This window comes from Streptomyces sp. PTL18 (genome assembly GCF_059510295.1).
Genome location: NZ_JCAJZO010000012.1, coordinates 23,461 through 42,989, shown reverse-complemented (window position 1 = coordinate 42,989; position 19,529 = coordinate 23,461). Strand labels below are relative to the sequence as shown.

The 19,529-nt window shown below is 70.7% G+C and carries 14 protein-coding genes and 3 pseudogenes; 6 read left to right on the top strand and 11 right to left on the bottom strand.

The window, feature by feature from the left end:
* Positions 1 to 56 precede the first annotated feature (56 nt).
* A complete protein-coding gene (locus tag AC5WS8_RS22655; RefSeq protein WP_496105271.1) occupies positions 57 to 1,400 on the bottom strand; it encodes a UDP-glucose dehydrogenase family protein in 1,344 nt (447 codons plus the stop codon).
* A gap of 180 nt (positions 1,401 to 1,580) precedes the next feature.
* Between AC5WS8_RS22655 and AC5WS8_RS22650 the strand changes: the two genes are divergently transcribed.
* Positions 1,581 to 2,738 carry an acyl-CoA dehydrogenase gene (locus AC5WS8_RS22650; protein WP_389002901.1) on the top strand — a complete coding sequence of 386 codons (1,158 nt, stop codon included), beginning with the start codon at positions 1,581 to 1,583 and terminating at the stop codon, positions 2,736 to 2,738.
* Between the two features lie 275 nt (positions 2,739 to 3,013).
* Here the strand turns inward: AC5WS8_RS22650 and AC5WS8_RS22645 are convergent.
* The 4 genes and pseudogenes from AC5WS8_RS22645 to AC5WS8_RS22630 form a co-directional block, all read right to left on the bottom strand.
* Positions 3,014 to 3,254, bottom strand: a pseudogene (locus AC5WS8_RS22645) (hypothetical protein); the annotation flags it as partial.
* Between the two features lie 277 nt (positions 3,255 to 3,531).
* Positions 3,532 to 4,284, bottom strand: a complete 753-nt coding sequence (locus AC5WS8_RS22640; RefSeq protein ID WP_496105402.1) for a hypothetical protein — start codon at positions 4,282 to 4,284, stop codon at positions 3,532 to 3,534.
* Positions 4,281 to 4,781 (bottom strand): annotated as a pseudogene (locus AC5WS8_RS22635) (TNT domain-containing protein). The gene AC5WS8_RS22640 and the pseudogene AC5WS8_RS22635 overlap by 4 nt, the downstream one beginning before the upstream one ends.
* Before the next feature lie 811 nt (positions 4,782 to 5,592).
* A pseudogene (locus AC5WS8_RS22630) lies at positions 5,593 to 6,087 on the bottom strand (RICIN domain-containing protein); the annotation flags it as partial.
* Between AC5WS8_RS22630 and AC5WS8_RS22625 the strand changes: the two are divergent.
* On the top strand, positions 6,086 to 6,883 hold the full coding sequence (locus AC5WS8_RS22625; RefSeq protein WP_496105270.1) for an Fpg/Nei family DNA glycosylase: 798 nt from the start codon (positions 6,086 to 6,088) through the stop codon (positions 6,881 to 6,883). The pseudogene AC5WS8_RS22630 and the gene AC5WS8_RS22625 sit on opposite strands and share 2 nt — an antisense overlap.
* Positions 6,884 to 6,901: 18 nt before the next feature.
* Here the strand turns inward: AC5WS8_RS22625 and AC5WS8_RS22620 are convergent, their stop codons facing one another.
* Positions 6,902 to 8,203, bottom strand: a complete 1,302-nt coding sequence (locus AC5WS8_RS22620) for an LCP family protein (RefSeq protein WP_496105269.1) — start codon at positions 8,201 to 8,203, stop codon at positions 6,902 to 6,904.
* A 119-nt stretch (positions 8,204 to 8,322) separates the two neighbouring features.
* On the opposite strand from AC5WS8_RS22620, the gene AC5WS8_RS22615 reads away from it, so the two are divergent.
* Positions 8,323 to 8,895: an acyl-CoA thioesterase gene (locus tag AC5WS8_RS22615; RefSeq protein WP_496105268.1), complete on the top strand. Its 573-nt coding sequence runs from the start codon at positions 8,323 to 8,325 to the stop codon at positions 8,893 to 8,895.
* Between the two features lie 81 nt (positions 8,896 to 8,976).
* Here AC5WS8_RS22615 and AC5WS8_RS22610 read toward each other — a convergent pair whose 3' ends face one another.
* Entirely contained in the window at positions 8,977 to 10,503 is a 1,527-nt protein-coding gene (locus AC5WS8_RS22610; RefSeq protein ID WP_496105398.1) for an LCP family protein, read from the bottom strand.
* 125 nt (positions 10,504 to 10,628) lie between these two features.
* On the opposite strand from AC5WS8_RS22610, the gene AC5WS8_RS22605 reads away from it, so the two are divergent.
* Both AC5WS8_RS22605 and AC5WS8_RS22600 read left to right on the top strand, forming a co-directional pair.
* Positions 10,629 to 11,666: a glycosyltransferase family 2 protein gene (locus AC5WS8_RS22605; RefSeq protein ID WP_496105267.1), complete on the top strand. Its 1,038-nt coding sequence runs from the start codon at positions 10,629 to 10,631 to the stop codon at positions 11,664 to 11,666.
* 205 nt (positions 11,667 to 11,871) lie between these two features.
* A complete protein-coding gene (locus AC5WS8_RS22600; protein WP_496105266.1) occupies positions 11,872 to 12,066 on the top strand; it encodes a hypothetical protein in 195 nt (64 codons plus the stop codon).
* On the opposite strand, the gene AC5WS8_RS22595 is transcribed toward AC5WS8_RS22600, so the two are convergent.
* From AC5WS8_RS22595 to AC5WS8_RS22580, 4 genes are all read right to left on the bottom strand, one after another.
* On the bottom strand, positions 12,054 to 13,706 hold the full coding sequence (locus tag AC5WS8_RS22595) for an LCP family protein (RefSeq protein WP_496105265.1): 1,653 nt from the start codon (positions 13,704 to 13,706) through the stop codon (positions 12,054 to 12,056). The genes AC5WS8_RS22600 and AC5WS8_RS22595 overlap by 13 nt on opposite strands.
* A gap of 91 nt (positions 13,707 to 13,797) precedes the next feature.
* A complete protein-coding gene (locus AC5WS8_RS22590; protein ID WP_496105264.1) occupies positions 13,798 to 15,531 on the bottom strand; it encodes an LCP family protein in 1,734 nt (577 codons plus the stop codon).
* 236 nt (positions 15,532 to 15,767) lie between these two features.
* Positions 15,768 to 16,913: an LCP family protein gene (locus tag AC5WS8_RS22585; RefSeq protein WP_496105263.1), complete on the bottom strand. Its 1,146-nt coding sequence runs from the start codon at positions 16,911 to 16,913 to the stop codon at positions 15,768 to 15,770.
* A 142-nt stretch (positions 16,914 to 17,055) separates the two neighbouring features.
* Positions 17,056 to 17,814: a TIGR03089 family protein gene (locus tag AC5WS8_RS22580; protein ID WP_496105262.1), complete on the bottom strand. Its 759-nt coding sequence runs from the start codon at positions 17,812 to 17,814 to the stop codon at positions 17,056 to 17,058.
* A gap of 120 nt (positions 17,815 to 17,934) precedes the next feature.
* Here AC5WS8_RS22580 and AC5WS8_RS22575 point away from each other — a divergent pair, with 120 nt between their 5' ends.
* On the top strand, positions 17,935 to 19,524 hold the full coding sequence (locus AC5WS8_RS22575) for a peptidoglycan recognition protein family protein (RefSeq protein WP_496105261.1): 1,590 nt from the start codon (positions 17,935 to 17,937) through the stop codon (positions 19,522 to 19,524).
* Positions 19,525 to 19,529: the final 5 nt, after the last annotated feature.

The window sequence follows — 19,529 nt, the reverse complement described above, 5'->3', positions numbered from 1 at the left end:
AACAGGACGCCGGTCCGGCCGACTGAGCCTCGGCCGGACCGGCGTCACCCGTACGTCTACGCGGTGGGGCGGCCCATCGCCCGGTACGTCCACCCGGCCCGGCGCCAGACCTCCGGGTCGAGCGCGTTGCGGCCGTCGAGGAGGATGCGGGAGGCCACCGCCTCGCCCAGCTCCGCCGGGTCCAGCTCACGGAACTCACGCCACTCGGTCAGGTGCAGGACCACGTCCGCGCCCCGGACCGCCTCCAGGGCCGAGTCGGCGTAGCCGAGCGTCGGGAAGAGCCGCCGGGCGTTGCCCATGCCCTTGGGGTCGTGGACCGTGACCTGGCCGCCCTGCAGATGGATCTGCCCGGCGACGTTCAGCGCGGGCGAGTCACGGACGTCGTCGGAGTCCGGCTTGAAGGTCGCGCCGAGCACCGCGACCCGCTTGCCGAGGAACGAACCGCCGCCCAGCGCCTCCCGCGCCATCTCCACCATCTGACCGCGGCGGCGCATGTTGATGGAGTCGATCTCGCGCAGGAAGGTCAGTGCCTGGTCGGCACCCAGCTCACCGGCGCGCGCCATGAAGGCCCGGATGTCCTTCGGCAGACAGCCGCCGCCGAAACCGATCCCCGCGCGCAGGAACTTCCTGCCGATCCGGTCGTCGTACCCGATGGCCTCCGCCAGCCTGGCCACGTCGCCGCCCGCGGCCTCGCACACCTCCGCCATCGCGTTGATGAAGGAGATCTTGGTGGCGAGGAAGGAGTTCGCGGCGGTCTTCACCAGCTCGGCGGTCGGGAAGTCGGTCACCACGAACGGCGAGCCCTCCGCGAGGGGCGTCGCGTACACCTCGCGCAACAGCTTCTCGGCGCGCTCGCTGCGCACGCCGACCACGATCCGGTCCGGATGCAGCGTGTCCTGCACGGCGAAGCCCTCGCGCAGGAACTCCGGGTTCCAGGCCAGCTCCGCGTCCTCGCCGGCGGGCGCGTGCTCGGCGAGACGGCGCGCGAGACGGTCCGCCGAGCCCACGGGCACGGTCGACTTGCCGACGACGAGGGCGGGGCCCTTCAGGTGCGGCGCGAGGGAGGCGATCGCGGCGTCGACGTACGACATGTCGCAGGCGTACTCGCCGTGCTTCTGCGGGGTGTTCACACACAGGAAGTGGACGTCACCGAACTCGGCCAGCTCGGCCCAGTCCATCGTGAAGCGCAGCCGCCCACTGGAGCCCTCGATGCCCGCGACGTGCCTGCGCAGCAACTCCTCGAGCCCGGGCTCGTACATCGGGACCTCGCCCCGCTGCAGCATCTCGATCTTCTCGGGTACGACGTCCAGACCCAGCACCTCGAACCCCAGCTCGGCCATGGCCGCGGCGTGCGTCGCGCCGAGATAGCCGGTGCCGATCACGGTGATCTTGAGGCTCATGGATGCTCCAGAACGGGTAGGGCGGTGAATCGGTGCCCGAGCATAGCCGGGCCCCTGGCTGGGCAATTTCCCAGCTGTCGCCAAGCTCACGTACCCCTCCCGCGGGCGGGCCCCTAAAATTCGAGTTACTTAACGGTAATTAGCGTCAGCGCACTGCGTCTTCCTGGAGCGTGAGAGACCTTGGCCGGATCGGCTGACTTCGACCTGTACCGCCCGTCCGAGGAGCACGACATGCTCCGCGACGCCATCCGCTCGCTGGCCGAGGCGAAGATCGCGCCGTACGCCGCGGCGGTGGACGAGGAGGCCCGCTTCCCGCAGGAGGCGCTGGAGGCCCTCGTCGCCAACGACCTGCACGCCGTGCACGTGCCGGAGGAGTACGGCGGCGCGGGCGCCGACGCGCTCGCCACCGTCATCGTGATCGAGGAGGTGGCCCGCGTCTGCGTGTCCTCCTCCCTCATCCCGGCCGTGAACAAGCTCGGTTCCCTGCCGGTGATCCTCTCCGGCTCCGAGGAGCTGAAGAAGAAGTACCTGGCACCGCTGGCCAAGGGTGACGCGATGTTCTCGTACTGCCTCTCCGAGCCCGAGGCGGGCTCCGACGCGGCCGGGATGAAGACGCGCGCGGTCCGCGACGGCGACCACTGGGTCCTCAACGGCGTCAAGCGCTGGATCACCAACGCGGGCGTCTCCGAGTACTACACCGTCATGGCGGTGACCGACCCCGAGAAGCGCTCCAAGGGCATATCCGCCTTCGTCGTCGAGAAGTCCGACCCCGGCGTCTCCTTTGGCGCACCGGAGAAGAAGCTCGGCATCAAGGGCTCGCCCACCCGTGAGGTCTACTTCGACAACGTCCGGATCCCCGCCGACCGCATGATCGGCGAGGAGGGCACCGGCTTCGCCACGGCCATGAAGACCCTCGACCACACCCGCATCACCATCGCCGCGCAGGCTCTGGGTGTCGCGCAGGGCGCCTTCGACTACGCCAAGAACTACGTCAAGGAACGCAAGCAGTTCGGCAAGCCGATCGCCGACTTCCAGGGCATCCAGTTCATGCTCGCCGACATGGCGATGAAGATCGAGGCCGCCCGCCAGCTGACCTACGCCGCGGCCGCCAAGTCCGAGCGCGGCGACTCGGACCTCACCTTCCAGGGCGCCGCCGCCAAGTGCTTCGCCTCGGACGTGGCCATGGAGGTCACCACGGACGCCGTCCAGCTGCTCGGCGGCTACGGCTACACCCGTGACTACCCGGTCGAGCGCATGATGCGGGACGCCAAGATCACCCAGATTTACGAGGGCACGAACCAGGTCCAGCGGATCGTGATGGCAAGGAACCTTCCCTAGCAGGGTTTTTGCAGGTCAGAAGCCGTTTCGAAGGTCTGGAGGGACACCCTCGGCTTTCTGTCCGTTGCGGCCCGATCAGGGCCGTTCCTGGGCGTCATGCTGGGGGATTCCTGGGCAGATGCCGGGCTGAAAAAAAGCCACTGACCGGTACAAGCAACACAGCCCCCGGCGTCGCGCCGGGGGCTGTTGTCGTACACGTATCAGGCGACCTCTGATGCCTCCGTCGGGTCGTCGGCGCCGGGTGTCAGCATCGTTGCGATGGCGGCCCGACCGGGTGTACTCGGACAGACGCTCACCGAGCCAGGCTGCCGCTTCCTTCGCCTCATCCCACGTGCCCCGTACCAGTGAATGGGGCTTGACGAGCCAGTACGCCGTTTCCAGCGGCGGGAGATCCGACGTCGGGAACTCTGCGGCCACCTCGCGGTAACGAAGGATCAGTTCTGGCCTGCTTCCGGCCGGGGGCGGCTCAGGATGTGGAGGTCGCCGCAGGGCCTCATTGTCGAATCGCTCCTTCAGGCCGGTCGCATCACTGCACCTTCCTGCTCAACTAATCGCGGCCATGACTGACCGCCGCCGCCCGTAGCGGGCGGGAGTCCAGGCCCCGTACACCACTTCTCAGGACGCAACCACCGGAACGGGACCGATGCACCACTCAGCTCGTGGACGCGCTCCAATGGCTCCAGCCGTCGGGTCATCCCGATGCGCGCCGGCCGGAGGCGCGGAGACGAGTACGGGTCCGCACCCCTCACAGGGATGCGGGCCCGATGTGCTCAGCCGGCGTTCACCACCGCGGTCACCCCGTGGGCCGGGGCCAGGGCGGCAGCGGACGCCGTTCGCGGTTCCACCGCTCGGCTTCGATCCTGCCACGCCACTGGGCCTCGGTGGGCCGTCTGTTGGCCGAGGTCATCGTCAGGGTGTCGAAGACGTACTTGCACGCCTCGGACTCGCTCAGGCCGACCTCGTCGAAGACATGGCCGCTTCCCCGTTCCCCGGTCCAGGCGAGCCACCACGTCCCGTCCGGAAGCGGCGCGGCGACCGAGTGGCCCTCCCCCGAGGGCTTCTCGTCGAGGCCCCCGAAGTACCACCGGTCGCGCCGCAGACCGCTCAGCACGTCACGCAGCTCGCGGGCGGTCATCGCGGGTTGCCCGGACGCCTCCCGCTCGGCCCACACCTGCCGCCAGTGACTTCGCGCACGGCCCAGTTCCGGCCGCTTCCGGGCCGCCTCTTCCTCGGCCTGTGTCCACCGCCGGTCGACCTCCGCCTTCCAGGCGGCCTTCTCCGCGGCGAACGGCGCACCCTCCGGGCGGGTCATCTCCCGGTGGAACCCCTCGCACGCCTCCTCCTCGGAGCCGAACGTGCGCAGGGTCCCGGAGGATCCGTGGGTGACCTCCCCGCCGCCGACGACCTCCCAGCAGCCGAGGACCTCCACCAGCCGCACGGCCTCGTCGTAGTCGGGGGACGGGCGGGGGCTCTCCCCCTCCAGCCGGTACGCGCAGTCGTCGACGCCGGCGGCGCGCAGCGCTGGACGCAGTTCAGAGAGGTTCATTCGTCGAGATCCTCGATGTAGTGGTTGTCCAACAGCCACTGGACGTTCATGGTCGCTTCCCCGTCCTTCCTCCAGTTTCCCGGAAGCTTGAACTGGGTCCCCATGCCCGGCTGCCCGAAGGCGGGCGAGACCTTGCTGGCCGTGATGCCACCGCTGGCCAGCTTGCCCCTCTTCACGTACTGGGCGGCTGTCTCCGGGGTCCAGTCCTTGATCTACTTGTAGCGGTGGTACCCCTGGTGGAGGTTCTGCGGGGGCAGGGACCGTTCGGCGTACGGGGTGCCCGTCGGGGCGAGCCACTGGCCCTTCGCGTCCCCGAACCGGTCCCATACCTCCCCGGCCTTCGGCCACACCGTCTCCTCGGTGCCGGGGACGGCGCCACTGGGGTCGTCCAGTGCCGCGCTCCAGTTCCAGGAGTCGTTGTCCTTGTCCCAGTACTTGGCGACGAACTCGGCCGGAGCGAGGTCGCCGTAGGGCTGGTAGCCGTGCAGCAGCGCCATCACGTCCGGCGACAGGCCACCGACGGAAGGCAGCAGCTTGCCCTCGGCGGCGAGCTGCTTGACGAGGCCGCCGTAGGAGTTCTGCGCCTCCACGATGGTGTTGAGGACGGCAGCGGTCTGCGCGGACAGGTCGACGGCCTTGACCGCCTTGTAGGCGTCTGCGACACCGGTTCCCGTGCGCAGCGCCAGGTCCAGCGCCTGGGGGGCGTGGAAGGCGTCGACGACCTTGGCCGGCGGGACGAGGACGGACGCGGCGAGGGGGCAGTGCGGGCGTCGTCGGTGGCACCGGTGGCCTGCCGCGCGTCCGCGTCCGCGGACTTGGCCGCGGCCTGGGCCGCCGCCGCGTCGCTGCCGGAGGTGTGGGACGCGGCCCAGGCGTCGGCGGCCTTCGCCTTGGAGGTGGCACCTGGGCGCGCTGCCCGGCGGCCCACGCCTGCTGCCGGTCGCCGGCGGCGGTGGCGTCGGCCGTCTTGGCGTCCTGCGCCTTCGCGGCCGCGGTGGCGGGGCCGGCCTTGTCCGTCGCCTGGACCGCGGCCGAGGTGGCCAGCGCGACCTGTGCGGCCTGCTGGGCGGCCAGGAGCCCGCGTCCTCGCGGCGCGCCCTCCTCGTCAGCGGTCTTGTACGCGGCCTGCTCCGCGGCCTGGACCCGGGCGGCGTCCGCCTGCGCGGCCTTGAGCTGCGTCCCGAGGTCGGTCAGCCGGTCCTTGGCGGCCGACCGGGCGGCGGCCAGGTGCGGGCCGACGGCGTCGAGGTCCTTCTTGCCGGGGTACGAGAGCGAGTCGGTGCCCGCTCCGGTCCCGGCGTTGTCCTCGTCGGCGTCCCAGTTCTGCGTCTTGGTGCCGTTGCAGGACCACATCTGGGCGGCCTGCCTCAGGTGGGTGGTGTGCACGTCCACGCAGAGGCCGGTGCCGACGTTGTGCAGCACGGTGCCGCCCTTGGCCAGGTACCGGCGCTGGTTGCCGGAGCCGTTGCAGCTCCAGAGCTGCACCCTGGTGCCGGCCTTCGGCGTGCCGTGCGTGCCGTCCACGTCCAGGCACAGGCTGCCGGCCCTGTTCTTCAGCGCCCCGGTGTCCTGCCCCGGCAGGGAGTCTCCACCTGCGCGGGCACCTCGGCCCCCGGCATCGCGCCGGGGGCCGTTCGCACGGGGCCGTGGGGGCGTGGGGAGTGGGAGGCGTACAGGTGGCCGGCGGGGACCGGACGGCTTCCGCGGGGAAGGAATGAGATGCCGGCGGAAAAGGGACGGCGCATCGGACCGACGGCCGTTCCCGGAGCGCCGGGCATCGGCCGGCTGAAGGGCGTGCCCCATGCCTGAGCTGCCAGACGTCGAGGCGTTCCGGAAGGTGCTCGAATCCTGCGCGAAGGGCAGGGTCGTTCGACGCGTCGACGTGCGCGACGCGGGCGTCCTGCGCGGGGTGAGCGTACGGCGGCTGCGCGCCGCGCTGGAGGGCCGTCGGTTCACCGAGCCGAAGCGGCACGGGAAGTGGCTGCTCGCCCGCACCGGGGACGGCCCGACCCTCCTGCTGCACTTCGGCATGACGGGCCGGCTGGTCTGCTCTCGTCCCGACGACGTGGTCGAGGCCCACGACCGCGTCCTGTTCACGGTGGGCGACGACCGGCAGCTCCGCTACCGCGACCAGCGCAAGCTTCAGGGGCTCTGGCTGGCCTGCGACGACCGCGACATCGCCCGGCTGCTCGGCCGCCTGGGGCCCGACGCCCTGACGGTGGACGGCGGGGAGTTCGAGGCCGCTCTCTCTTCCCGCCGCGGTCGTATCAAGAGCGTCCTCATGGACCAGTCCGTCCTGGCCGGACTGGGCAATCTGCTCGCCGACGAGATCCTTTGGTGCGCCGGGGTTCGTCCCACCCGCCGGGCAAGCGATCTCACCCCGGCCGAACTCCGCAGCCTGTACATCCACATGCGCCGCACCCTGCGCTCGGCGGTCACGGCCGGCTGCGTGCCCCCGCGGGACTCCTGGCTCACCGGCCACCGCGACGACCCCGTCCCGTCCTGCCCGCGCTGCGGCGACATCCTGCGCCGGTCCCGTGTCGCGGGTCGCGGCACGGTGTGGTGCCCGCGGTGCCAGCCGGACGGGTCGCCCCCGTGACGGCCCGGTGCCGGGAGGCTAGTTGCCGGAGACCGTCACCGCCTGGTCGTTCTTCAGCTCGTCGACCAGCGTCTTGACCTTGGCCTTGTCCCACAGCAGGTTGCCGCCGGTCGAACCGGAGATCGGCATGTTCATGGACTTGCCGTTGCCGCCGTTGACGCCCTTCATCGCCCAGAACATGGAGGCCAGGTCCCACAGGGACATGTCCTTGTCCACGGTCAGCGCGTCGAGGCCGGCGCCCATCGTCGGGTAGAGCTTGAAGGGGTTCAGGACCGTCGACGGGGTCGCGACCTGGTGGGCGAGCGCCGCCAGGAACTTCTGCTGGTTCTTGGTGCGCTGCAGGTCGCTCTGGGCGAAGGCGTGCCGGGTGCGGACGAAGGCGAGGGCCTGATCGCCGTTCAGCGTCTGCGTGCCGGCCTTGAAGTCGGCGCCCGAGTACTTGTCCTTGAAACCCTTGTCGATCGTGAGCGTGACGCCGCCGACCGCGTCCACGATGTTCGCGAAGCCGGCGAAGCCGATCTCCGCGTAGTGGTCGATGTGCAGACCGGTGTTGTACTCGACGGTGCGGACCAACAGCTCCGGGCCGTCCTCCGCGTACGCCGCGTTCAGCTTCGTGTGGCGGCCCCTGCCCTGGTAGATCTTGCCGGACGTGGAGCCCTTATATGTGGGTATCTCCACGTCCGAGTCGCGCGGCAGCGAGATCAGCGTGTCGCCGTTGTCGCCGACGTGCAGGATCATCATGGTGTCCGTGCGCTTGCCCTCGGCGGACCCGGTGTGCAGCTTCTGCTTGTCCGCGTCCGACAGACCCGCGCGGCTGTCGGAGCCGACGATCAGGTAGTTGGTGCCCTGGCCCGCCGCCGGCCGGTCGATGACCTTGGACAGGTCGACGTCGCGGTGGAGCTTGGAGTCGGCCCAGAAGTAGGTGGCGACCGAGGTCACCGCCAAGGCGGTGACCAGCGTGATCGCGGTCCACTTGATCCGGCGGCGCCAATTGGGGCGCGGCCGGTAGTGGTGGAGATCCGGGTCCGGATCGTTGTCGTTCGGTATGAAGCCGCCGCCGCGTCTGCCGCCGCCGTAGACCTGGCCGGTGTTGTAGGCACTGTCGTAGCCGTTGCCGTAGCCGCCGTACCCCTGGTCGTCGTACGTCTGCTGGTGCGGCACCCCGCCGTGCGGCGGCGCGGCCTGGGGGCCGCCCGGCGCGCCCGGCGTGCGCCGGACCTGCCGCATCACGCGCGCGCCCTCGGGCTGAGCGCTGGTGCTGCCGCGTCCGTAGCGGTCGCCGCGGCTGTCGTCGGACCATCCCTCGGGCCAATCGTTCATGCGCCCCAGTGTGCAGGGTCGGGCCGTGGGCCGTACAAGAGCCGAGGAAAAACAGGGTCAGGGCTGTTGCGAAGCCGACACAAAGTCTCCGGACCGTAGCGCGGCATAAGGTGGAGGCCATGACAGACCAGGCCCCCGCTCCGGAATCAGAAATTCCGGGCGTGACAGAGGCTGCACTTCCGGGGAAGCCCACCTCCGCGTCCCGGACCACGCTCAGCCACATCATGACCCACAACGACACCAACCTGCTGGGCACGGTGCACGGCGGCGTGATCATGAAACTCGTCGACGACGCGGCGGGCGCGGTGGCCGGCCGGCACAGTGGCGGACCCGCGGTGACGGCGTCGATGGACGAGATGGCGTTCCTGGAGCCCGTCCGGGTCGGCGACCTGGTCCATGTCAAGGCGCAGGTCAACTGGACGGGCCGCACGTCCATGGAGGTCGGCGTACGGGTCCTGGCCGAACGTTGGAACGAGTCCGCCCCGCCCACCCAGGTCGGCTCCGCCTATCTGGTCTTCGCCGCGGTCGACGCGGACGGCAAGCCCCGCCCGGTCCCGCCGGTGATCCCGGAGACGGACCGGGACAGGCGCCGGTACCAGGAAGCGCAGATCCGCCGCACCCACCGCCTGGCCCGCCGCCGAGCGATCAGGGAGTTGCGGGAGAAGAGGGCGGCGGAGGGATACGAGGACTGACAGTGAGGATGTGACGTAGTGCGGCCCCGGGGCGCCATGAACGTATGGCCTCGGCGCCCCCGGGACCCCACACGTGCGCTCCTACCCCGGGCACACCTCCTGGTCCCCGGTGGCCACTGCCGGCCGCGGCGTTGGCGGAGCCGTCGGTTCTGGCGTCCGCACCCGCACCGGTCGCACGTCCTTGAAGTCCGCCCCGACGATCACCCGCAGCGACGCCCCCTGCCCCGGCACCGCCCGCAGCTCGCTCCCCGGCAAGGCCGCCTGAAGGACCTTCGCCGCGCGGTCCCGGCGCGGGTCGTAGAGCACGACCGTGCGCCGCGCTCCGTGCTCCGCCGCGTTCACCGGGTGCCGCGTCGTGCGGAACCCGGTGGCCGCCAGCCCGTCGTCCGCGCGCCTGCCGAGTCCCTCCGTCCGCGTTCCGTTCTCCACCTGCACCTGGATCTGCTGCGGATCCATCTCCACCTCCGCCGCTCCGGGCCCCTGAGCGGCAGCCTTCGGCTTCGCCTGCTCCTTCGACGACCCCTTGGGCCGCGGCTCCCCGGGGGCGAGCGGCCGGTCCTGCCGCAGCGAGTCGAACAACGCCTTCGCCTTCGCGTCGTCCCACTTCACCGTCGACCCCAGCCCCTTGACCTCGTACTCCATGCGCCCGATCGGTACGGTCGTGAACTCCGACGACCGGGGCGAGAAGTTCCGCATCGCGCGTCCCAGGTCCAGCAGCTCTTCCGGCCGGAACCCCTGATCCGCGCGCACCGACCCGAGCGCCGCCCGCGCCACGTCCCGGAGCTTCACCGGGTTCAGCAGCACACCCGACGACGTCGCCCGGTCGATCAGCGCCGCCAGGAACCTCTGCTGGCGCTGCATCCGCCCCAGGTCGGACGCCCCGTCCACATGCCGGGACCGCACGTACTGCAACGCCTGGCCGCCCCCGAGCACATGCGTGCCCGCGGCCAGGTCGAGCCCGGTGTACGTGTCCTTCAGCGGCTGCGCCGTGCACACCCGTACCCCGCCGAGGACGTCCACCGTCTTCATGAAACTGACGAAGTCGACCTCCAGGTAGTGGTCGATCTTCAGATGGGTCATGTCCTCGACCGTCCGCACGGTCAGGTTCGGCCCGCCCTCCGCGTACGCCGCGTTCAGCCGGATCGGATGGGCGGCGAGGCGCTGTCCTGTCTTGTCGTCGGTGTGCTCCGGCACCTCCGCGTAGGAGTCGCGGGGCAGACTGACCACGGTCGCCCGCTCCCGGTCCGCCGAGATGTGCACGATCATGATCGTGTCGGTGCAGTGGCAGGGCTCACCGCCCAGGTGGTACGCCCGCCGCTCCCTCTCCGTGATCCTGTCGCGCCCGTCGGTGCCGACCAGCAGCACGTTCATGCCGTTCCCCGCCGCGGGGCGGTTCTTCATGTCCCGGAAGGGGTCGATGCGGGAGACCCCGTCGTCGAGGCCGGTGATCACCGCGTGCCCGATGCCCGCCGAGACCAGAACCCCCACGGACAGCGTGGTGACCATCCGCACGGACCAGCCGCGCTTCCGCGGCCGGACGGGCGGCCGCCCGGCGGGGGAGCGGCGGACCGGCTCGCGGCGCGCGGGCGAGCGGGTGGGCGTGGGCACGGGAGAGACCTCCGCGGAGGTGGGCATGGGTCCGCGAGCACCGTAGGCCCCTGGGATCTTCGGCTCCTGGCGGCGCCCGGGCGGCGCGCACCGGTGTCCCCCGTTCGCGGTAACGTGAGGGTCCTATGAACGCCAAGCCCGACGTGCAGTTGCCCGCCGTGTCCGTGATCATGCCGGTACTCAACGAGGAGCGGCATCTGCGCGGAGCCGTCCGAGCGATCCTCGCCCAGGAGTACGCAGGCGAGTTGGAGGTCGTGATCGCGCTCGGCCCGTCCACGGACCGCACGGACGAGATCGCGGCCGAGCTGGTCCGCGAGACCGCATCCGATCAACGCGTGCGTGTGCACACGGTCCCGAATCCGACCGGCCGCACGCCTGCCGCACTGAACGCCGCGATCAAGGCCTCCCGGCACCCGATCGTGGTGCGTGTCGACGGCCACGGCATGCTCTCGCCGAACTACGTCGCGACCGCCGTGCGCCTGCTGGAGGAGACCGGCGCGCAGAACGTCGGCGGCATCATGCACGCCGAGGGCGAGAACGACTGGGAGCGTGCGGTCGCCGCCGCCATGACCGCGAAGATCGGGGTCGGGAACGCCGCGTTCCACACCGGCGGGGAAGCCGGTCCCGCGGAGACGGTCTACCTCGGCGTCTTCCGCCGGGAGGCCCTCGAGCAGCAGGGCGGCTACAACGAGGAGTTCATCCGGGCCCAGGACTGGGAGCTGAACTTCCGCATCCGCGAGGCAGGCGGCCTGATCTGGTTCTCACCGGAGCTGAAGGTGTCGTACCGGCCCAGGCCGTCGGTGCGCGCGCTCGCCAGGCAGTACAAGGACTACGGCCGTTGGCGCCATGTCGTGGCCCGCTACCACGAGGGTTCCATCAACCTGCGCTACCTCGCCCCGCCGACCGCCTTGTGCGCGATCGCGGCGGGCATCGTGGTGGGCGCCGCGCTCACCCCGTGGGGCTTCGTGATCCCCGGCGGCTATCTCGCGGCGATCGTCCTGGGGTCCGTCCCGGCGGGCAGGGGCCTGACGCTCAAGGCCCGGCTGCAGATCCCCGTGGCGCTCGCCACCATGCACATGTCGTGGGGCTGGGGCTTTCTGACGAGCCCGAAGTCCCTGGCGAGGAAGGTCATCGCCTCGCGGCGGCCGGCGGTGGTCGGCTGAGGCCTGTCTCTCGGACCGGGTCGACTGTGAGCAACAGTGCTCCTTCGGCCCAGCCGAGCGGGCGCCGGCACGCACATCTGCGGCGTTGCCGTCACTCGCCGCCTCCCCCACGCTCGAACACGCTCGCGGGAGGCGGGGGCCCTTCGCGTCGACGTCCTCCTGCGCCCTGCAGCTGCACCGCGGTGCCGCACGCCGATGGTCGCCGGTGGTCTACGACAGGGGCACGACGTCGTTCGCCCGGGGAGCCGTCGGCACGGTGCCCGGACGGTTCATCACCCGGGCCGCCGCCTACTGTTCCACCCTCGCCCGCGGGGGCGGTCGCGCGGAGGCCCTGCCGCCTGAGCGGCAGGGCCCCTCCCGTCGTGCGTCACCCGGCCTGCCGGCCGCCTACCAGCGGTAGGGCCTGTAGACGTCCATGCACTGGCCGGTGTCCGAGCCGTTGATCGCGTCGGAGTTGCCGGGGATGTCCCCGGCCTTCGGCACGGACTTCTTCGGGTAGCTCGTGCCCGTACGCCAGTCGGCACCCACGATGACCGTGACGCCCGACACGTCGGTCGACTTCTTCACCGCACTCATGGGAATGCCCAGCGCCTTGGCGACGCTCCGGGCATCGCCCTCCATGTCCGCGCTCGGGTACCGCACGACCGTCTGGTCCTCGGACAGTGCCCCGGACCTGTCGGCGACCGCCCTGGCGAAGCCCTTCCCCGCGAGCACCTGGCTGATCTCGCGCGCCCGACCGGGCACCGGGGCCTGCGTGGACGTCCTGGTGGCGTTCTGCACCACCACGCCCAACCGGTCGGCCGCGACCGTGGCCGAGGGAGCCTCGGCCGCCTGGCTCGCGCCCGTCGTCTTCTGCGGCGCCGGCGTCGTGCCCTTGTCGTCGAAGGGCACGTCGTCGCGGATCATCTCCCAGATCTTGTCCGCGTTGGCACCGTCGGGGACCACGTGGTCGTCGTTCTGCGGGTCGGCGACGTTGGGCATCGTGGTCATCGTGATGCGGTTCGTCGGAACCGTCTTGAGCTGCATGGCCAGGTCGTACAGCTTCCTGACCGAGCCGATCTCCTCGGAGACCTGCAGGGACTTCGTGGCCGCCTCGGCCAGGTTCATCAGCCGGCCCGTGTCGGTGAAGACGTTCTGGCTCTTCAGCGTGCGGATCATCGAGTTCAGGTACATGTGCTGAGCCCTGGCCCGCAGCAGGTCACTTCCCCAGGCGTGCCGGGTGCGCAGCCACTGCAGGGCCTGCTTGCCCGTGACCTTGTGGGTGCCGGCCGTCATCTTCAGGCCGGAGCCGCCGGGCACCCCGGGCAGCGGACGGTCCCAGACGTTCTGCTTCACACAGACGTCGACGCCGCCGATGGCGTCCGCCATCTTCACCACGCCCGCGAAGTCGATCATCATCCAGTGATCGATGTAGACCTTGGTGAGGTTCTGCCAGGTGGCAAGGGTGCAGCCGGGGCCGCCACGGGCCAGCGACTCATTGATGATGGCGTTGGTCGGCGGGTACTCGTGGCCGGTCGCCGGATCCTTGCACGCGGGGATGTCGACCCGGGTGTCGCGCGGGATGCTCACCACGGCGGCGCTCTGGCGGTCGGCGGACAGGTGGATGAGCATCTCGACGTCGGCCAGCGGCGGGTTGCCACGGTTGTCCCTGCTGCCGCCCAGCGCCACGTCCTCGTCGGAGTTACGGCTGTCGGAGCCGATCAGCAGGATGTTCACCGGCGTCTGGCCGGCCGCGTTCGGCTGCGTCTTCTGCGCCTTGGAGTCGCCGCTGCTGCGCTCGCCCTTACGGATGTTGCCGTTGAGGTGCTGGTAGTAGAGGTATCCGGCGCCGGCCGTACCGAGTATCACGACCGACAGAACCGTCGCCGACCAGCGCAGCGCTCGTCTTCCACGACCTCTGCCGTTGCTGCTCCGTCTGTTGGCGCCCGCTCCTCCTGCGCCGTTCCGGCCGTGGCCGCCCGGCGCGCCCTGCGTCTGCGGTGTAAGGGACACCGCCTCCCCGACCGCCGGCTTCTCCCCGCGCAGACCACTTTGTGTCACTTCCCCGTCCTCCCCACCCTTTGCGCCATCGAACAGGCCTGTCATGCGTCCTGTTAGACGCGTGACAGGCTCGTAAGGTGGCGCCGTGTGCTCAACTCGCGCACTGAACCTTGTCCGCCGTGGACTTGTTGTCGACGTCCGGCGCCTTGGTCGGAGTGGTGAGCGGCGTGCCCGCGCCCTGGAAGTCCTGGCCGAGGGTCAGCACGATCGCGGGCAGCCCCTGGTCGTTCTTCTCGCTCTTGCCCGGCTTGAGCGCCGAAGCGGGCAACCCCATGATGTCCGCCAGCTTGCGCGCCTGATCGGCCTGGTCGGGAGCGTACTCGAGCGTCGTCTTGGCGAGTGTCCTGCCCGCGTTGCCGAGCTGGCTCGACTTGGTCACACCCTCGTTGTTCTGCAGCCAACTGAGAGTCGCCTGTGCGCTGCCGGCGGGGGCGCCGCCGTTGTAGATGTCGACGCGGACGTCGGAGGCGGCGGAGCGGGAGCCCTTGAGGGGGTTGTTCGCGGGGGCCTTCGCCGCCTGCTGCTTCTTCTTCACCGTGGTGAAGGACACATCGTTCTTGATCGCGTCGAAGACCTTGGGAGCCAGGTTCGGGTCGACGATGACCGTCTTGTGCACCGGGCCGTCCGCCGGATTGTCGAGCACCGGCACGGTCAGGAAGGTGATGTTCTTCGTCGGCACCTTCTTCAGTTCCAGGGCCACGTCCTTGAGCGTGCTCACGTTGTGCAGACCCGTGTCCACGGTCAGCGCCTTGGTGGCGGCCTCGGCGAGGTCGAGCAGCTTCGACGGGTTGGTCAGCGTGTCACTCGAGGACATCTTGCGCATCAGCGAGGCCATGAACTGCTGCTGCACCTTGATCCGGTCCAGGTCGCCCTTGTTGCCCCAGGAGTGCCGCGTGCGCACGAACGCGAGGGCCTGCTCGCCCTCGATCTTTGCCGGACCGGCGGGCAGCTTGAGGTGCGACTTCGGGTCGTTGACCGCGTGCTTGAGACAGACATCGACGCCGCCCACCGCCGTCGTCAGCGTCTTCACCGCGTTGAAGTCGAGCATCATGAAGTGGTCGGGCTCTATGCCTCCGGTGACCTCCCTCACCGTGCGCATGGTGCAGCCCGGGTCGCGGCCGTCCTGCCCGAGGCTGGTGTTGAAGCGGACGTCCCGCGTCCCGGGGATCACCTTGGTGGTGCCGTCGGGCTGCTTCGTCGGGCAGTCCGGCACATTGACGATCAGGTCGCGCGGGATGCTCAGCGCCGTGGCGTTCGTCCGGTCCTTGGAGACGTGCAGCAGGATGTTGGTGTCGGCGTGGCCGACGCTGCCCGCGTCGCCGTATCCCTCGTTGCCCTTGCCGGTGCGCTTGTCGGTGCCGATGATCAGGATGTTGAACGCCTCGTCCTTGCTGAAGCCGTTCTTCGCCGCGTCACCCACGTCCGTCGTCGCGACGTTGCCCTCCAGATGCTGGAGGTAGAAGTAACCGGCCGCCGTGACCGCGACGAGCACGAACGCCATGCTGCCGCCGGTCCACAAGAGTATCTTCTTCGCTTTGCCCTTCTTGGGCCTGGTACGGCCCCGGCGGCGCCCGGGAGGCTCCGGGGGCGCGCCCCGGCGGCGGCGCTGACCGGGAAGGACGTCCGGGGCCGGCTCCCCGCGGCCGGGTGCCGTGCGGGTGCCCCCCTGCGCGCTGCCGGTGGGGGTCCCACGGCGCGGTCTCGGCACGGACGACTGCGCTCCGGGAGCGGCCAGTCGCAGTTCGTATTCACCGGTGTTGGGGTTGAGTACCCACTGGTCTGCGGGGTCGATGTTGTCCGCCCGCCCACGGCCTTGCGCGTCCACGGTTGTCCGAATCCTCCGTCGGGGCCACGCGGCGCCTTCCCCCTAAGGCGCTCGAGTTTCTTTGCCAGTGCGTGAGCCCGGGACGGACCTCGGGGCGTGGCACCGGATCGCTCACACTATCCGCCCACTTCAGCGTCGAGCGACGGCGGTGACAAATTCCACTTCCCTACAACCGGGCAATCCGCCCTATTTCCCGGACACTCTTAGCTCACCCGTTCCCCGTCATGGGGTGCGCTTTACCCGCAGGCGTCCTGCGCGGCCGTGTTCCCGGTGAAAGTGGGCGTGGGGCCAGGGGGCGTCTTCCCGCGCGACCCGGGTCCGGAACCGGGCGCCGTCTTGCTCGCCTTTGCGGTCGAATTACCCGGAACTTCCTTGGTGACCTCGACCGGCTGGTCCGCGCGCAGGCGCCCGAAGAGTTTGTCCGCCGCCGGTTGCACGAGTTCGTCACGATTGAGGTCACCCGGGTACGGGGTGCGGGGGACGGTCAGGAACCGCACATGGTCGGCGGAGAGGTTCCCCAGGCCGCGTACGAGTGAGTAGAGTCCGCGCAGACTCGCCAGACCCGGGTCCGTGGTGAGGGCCGAGGTGGCCGCGTCCAGCACGGGGTACAGCTTCACCGGGTTGAACAGGACGCCGTTGCTGCGCACCTTGGTCACCAGCGCGCCGAGGAAACGCTGCTGGCGCTCCATCCGCTCGGTGTCGCTGCCGTCGCCCAGGCTCTTGCGGGCCCGTACGTAGCCGAGGGCCTGCTCGCCGTCGAGCGTCACCCTGCCCGCGGGCAGTCTGAGCTTCGCGGCCGTGTCGTCGATCGGCTGCCGCAGGCACACCTGGACGCCGTCGAGCGCGTCGATCATCTTCTTGAAGCCGTTGAAGTCGACGACCATGTGGTGGTCGATCCGGATGTTCGTCAGCTTCTCGACGGTGCGGATCGTGCAGGCCGAACCCCCGGTTGCGAAGGCGTGGTTGAGCATCGTGAACTGCGCGTGGCTGCGGCTGCCGTCCGGCCGGCCGCAGCTCGGCACGTCCACCATCAGGTCACGGGGGAGGGAGACCGCGGTGGCGTTGCGCCGGTCGGCCGCGAGGTGCAGCAGGATCGTGGTGTCGGACCGCTCGGTCCCCGAATCCCGCCCGTACCTGCCGTTGCCGGCGCCCGCACGCGAGTCGGACCCGATGAGCAGAATGTTCTGCGCGCCGGGCACGAGCGCCGCGGGTCGCTCCTTCGCGTAACGGGCGAGCTCGGCGGCGGCCGCCTCGTCCGCGGTGATGTTCGAGTCCAGCTTCTCGTACGCGATCCATCCCGCCCCGGCGGCACCGAGCACCAGCACGGCCAGCCCGAGGGCACAGAGCCGCACCCAGCGCCGACGCCGATGACGTGCTCTCACTGCCGGGTCCACCGCCTTGGGTCGTACGAGCGGGAGCTGCTCCTACGACCATGGCCTCGGGCGGGGCTGCGGGCGTCCGGTACTGGTCCGGATGGAGGCCGACCGCGCCCCTATGGGGTGCGGGGCTGCCCCACCGGGCGGTTCAGCTCAAGGCCGTCGCCGACACCTTCTCGCTCTCGATCCGCTTGGCCAGCCCTTCCTCCCCCAACCGCTCCAGGTGCCGGCACAGCACGACCGAGCCCCCCGTGGCCAAGGGGGCGTACAGTCCGGCGCTCAACCCGGCCCAGGTGTCGTACGGCAGCCCCGACAGCAGCCGCGCCCCGGGGCCGTTCAGTCCGAGCGGCGCCGCGTCCGCGCGGGCCCGTTCCACCACTTCGGCCGCCGTGTACTCGGCCCCGGCGACGATCAGTGCCGGCTCGTCCGGGTCCACGGGTGCGTACGGCTGGAAGCGGTCGCCCTGGCTCGGCACCTCGACCGCGTAGTCGACGAAGCCGTCCGGGGTCTGCGGGAAGCGGCCGCCGAGGGGGCGCAGGGCGAGGGCCACGCGCTCCCCGGAACAGGCGCGGGCGGCGTCCAGTGTGTCGGGCCCGCTGACCACGAGGTCGGCGGCGCCCGGATCGCCGTCGACGTCCGGGAGGACGCCCACGGACGAGCAGGCGAGCAGCCACACGGCCGTCTGCCAGTGCGCGGGCAGCAGCAGCGCGACCCGGTCGCCGGGCTCTGCGGCGAGGTCGCCCTGGAGCAGGTTGGCGGTCTTGGCCACCCAATTGGCGAAGGTGGCCACGGAGAGTTCGACGCGTTCGCCCGTGGCGTCGTCGTAGAAGGTCACCAGGGGGCGCGCGGGGTCCGCGGCGAGCGCGGATCGCAGCAGGTCGGCAGGGGTGCGATCGGTGGCGTTCACGCGGGCAAGCGTACGCGGGGGCGGACGGGCGGGCGTCGGCGGCGGCGCTTCGGGCGCCACCGGTTCGGCCGAGCGCAGTCGACGGGGCGTCAGTTTCCGGATGGACATGTATGTCTGACTATGTCCAAGATCGTGTGCATGCGTGGATATCTTGCTTCCTCGATCGGTGTCAGCTGTGCGGCGGTACTGAGCCTTCCGTTCGCGGTCCCGGCCGCCGTGGCCGGAACGGGCGCGCGGGGTCCGTCGGCTTCGGTGGCCGTCCCCGGCAGTACCCAGTCCCTCCCTCTCGTGCCCTTCACCCGCTCCGCCGGGGCGGTGGTCGAAGCGGGCCTGACCCCGCAGACGGTGCGCTCCTTCTCACTGGTCGGCGTCGTCTGGGACGACCCGGGCGTCGACCTCCACGGCCATGTCGAGGTCCGTACCCGCGCGAGCGGGACGCACCGGTGGTCCGAGTGGCGGGAACTCGAGACGCACCACAGTGGCCACGGCCCCGACCCGGACACCGAGGAGGGCCGGTCCGGCAGGGTGCACGGGGCGACCGCGCCCCTGTGGGTCGGTGACTCGGACGGAGTCGAGGTGAGGGTGAGCGCCGAACAGGACGACACCGGGACGCCGAGGTCGCCCGGGCTCCCCGACGGACTCCGCGTCGAACTGGTGGACCCGGGCGCGGATTCGAGGGCGGGCGCCCCCGGCCCCGCCGCACACGCCGCCTCGCCGAAACCGTCCGGCAGGGGCGCACCCGGCACGGCGGCCGGCGCGGGCTCCGCCGCCTCGGGCCGTGGCGCCGGCCGTACGTCCTTGGACGGCACCGGGACCCCGGCCCCCTCGCCGGGGGCACAGGGAACGGCGAAGGAGCCGCCGAACGCGGCGAAGGGGACCGCCGCCCCGGCGCAGGGGGCGGCGAACCCCACGAAGGGGAACCCCGCGAAGGGGAACCCGAAGCCGGGACGGGCGACCCCGAACCCGGGGCGGGCGACTCCAAATCCGGGGCAAGGGGCAGCGAACCCGGCAAAAGGGACCCCGAGCCCCGCGGTCACCGCCAGCCCGGCGAAGGAAGTCCCGGGCAAGGAGCCGGGACAGCTCCCGGAGCAGACGGAGACCCACACCGCCCCGCGCCCGAAAATCGTCACCCGCAGCGGCTGGGGCGCCGACGAGACGCTGCGCGAGGCGGGCTTCGTCTACACCGACAAGGTGAAGGTGGCGTTCGTGCACCACACGGCCTCGGGCAACAACTACACCTGCGAGCAGGCACCTTCCGTCATCCGCAGTATCTACCGTTACCACGTGGTGAGTAACGGCTGGCGGGACATCGGGTACAACTTCCTCATCGACAAGTGCGGAACCATCTACGAGGGGCGCGCCGGAGGCATCGACAAGCCCGTGCTGGGCGCCCACACCATGGGGTTCAACAGCGACAGCATGGGCGTCGCCGTCATCGGCACCTACTCCGGCAACACCAAACCGACGGCCGACATCCTGGACGCCCTGGGCGCGCTGACCGCGTGGAAACTCGGCCTGTACGGCATGGATCCGCGCGGCGCGACATACCTGGAGTCCGGGGGTGGCAATCTGTACCCCAAGGGTGAGAAGGCGCGACTGAATGTGGTCTCCGGACATCGCGACGGGTACGCCACGGACTGCCCCGGACAGCAGCTGTACGGCAAACTCGGCACGATCCGCTCCACCGCGGCCCGCCTGCAGGGCCGCTGAGGGCG

Bases quoted from the DNA above. Each gene is read 5' to 3' on its own strand.
- AC5WS8_RS22655 (WP_496105271.1), bottom strand. From the start codon at position 1,400: ATGAGCCTCAAGATCACCGTGATCGGCACCGGCTATCTCGGCGCGACG.
- AC5WS8_RS22640 (WP_496105402.1), bottom strand. From the start codon at position 4,284: ATGAACCTCTCTGAACTGCGTCCAGCGCTGCGCGCCGCCGGCGTCGAC.
- AC5WS8_RS22625 (WP_496105270.1), top strand. From the start codon at position 6,086: ATGCCTGAGCTGCCAGACGTCGAGGCGTTCCGGAAGGTGCTCGAATCC.
- AC5WS8_RS22620 (WP_496105269.1), bottom strand. From the start codon at position 8,203: ATGAACGATTGGCCCGAGGGATGGTCCGACGACAGCCGCGGCGACCGC.
- AC5WS8_RS22615 (WP_496105268.1), top strand. From the start codon at position 8,323: ATGACAGACCAGGCCCCCGCTCCGGAATCAGAAATTCCGGGCGTGACA.
- AC5WS8_RS22605 (WP_496105267.1), top strand. From the start codon at position 10,629: ATGAACGCCAAGCCCGACGTGCAGTTGCCCGCCGTGTCCGTGATCATG.
- AC5WS8_RS22575 (WP_496105261.1), top strand. From the start codon at position 17,935: ATGTCCAAGATCGTGTGCATGCGTGGATATCTTGCTTCCTCGATCGGT.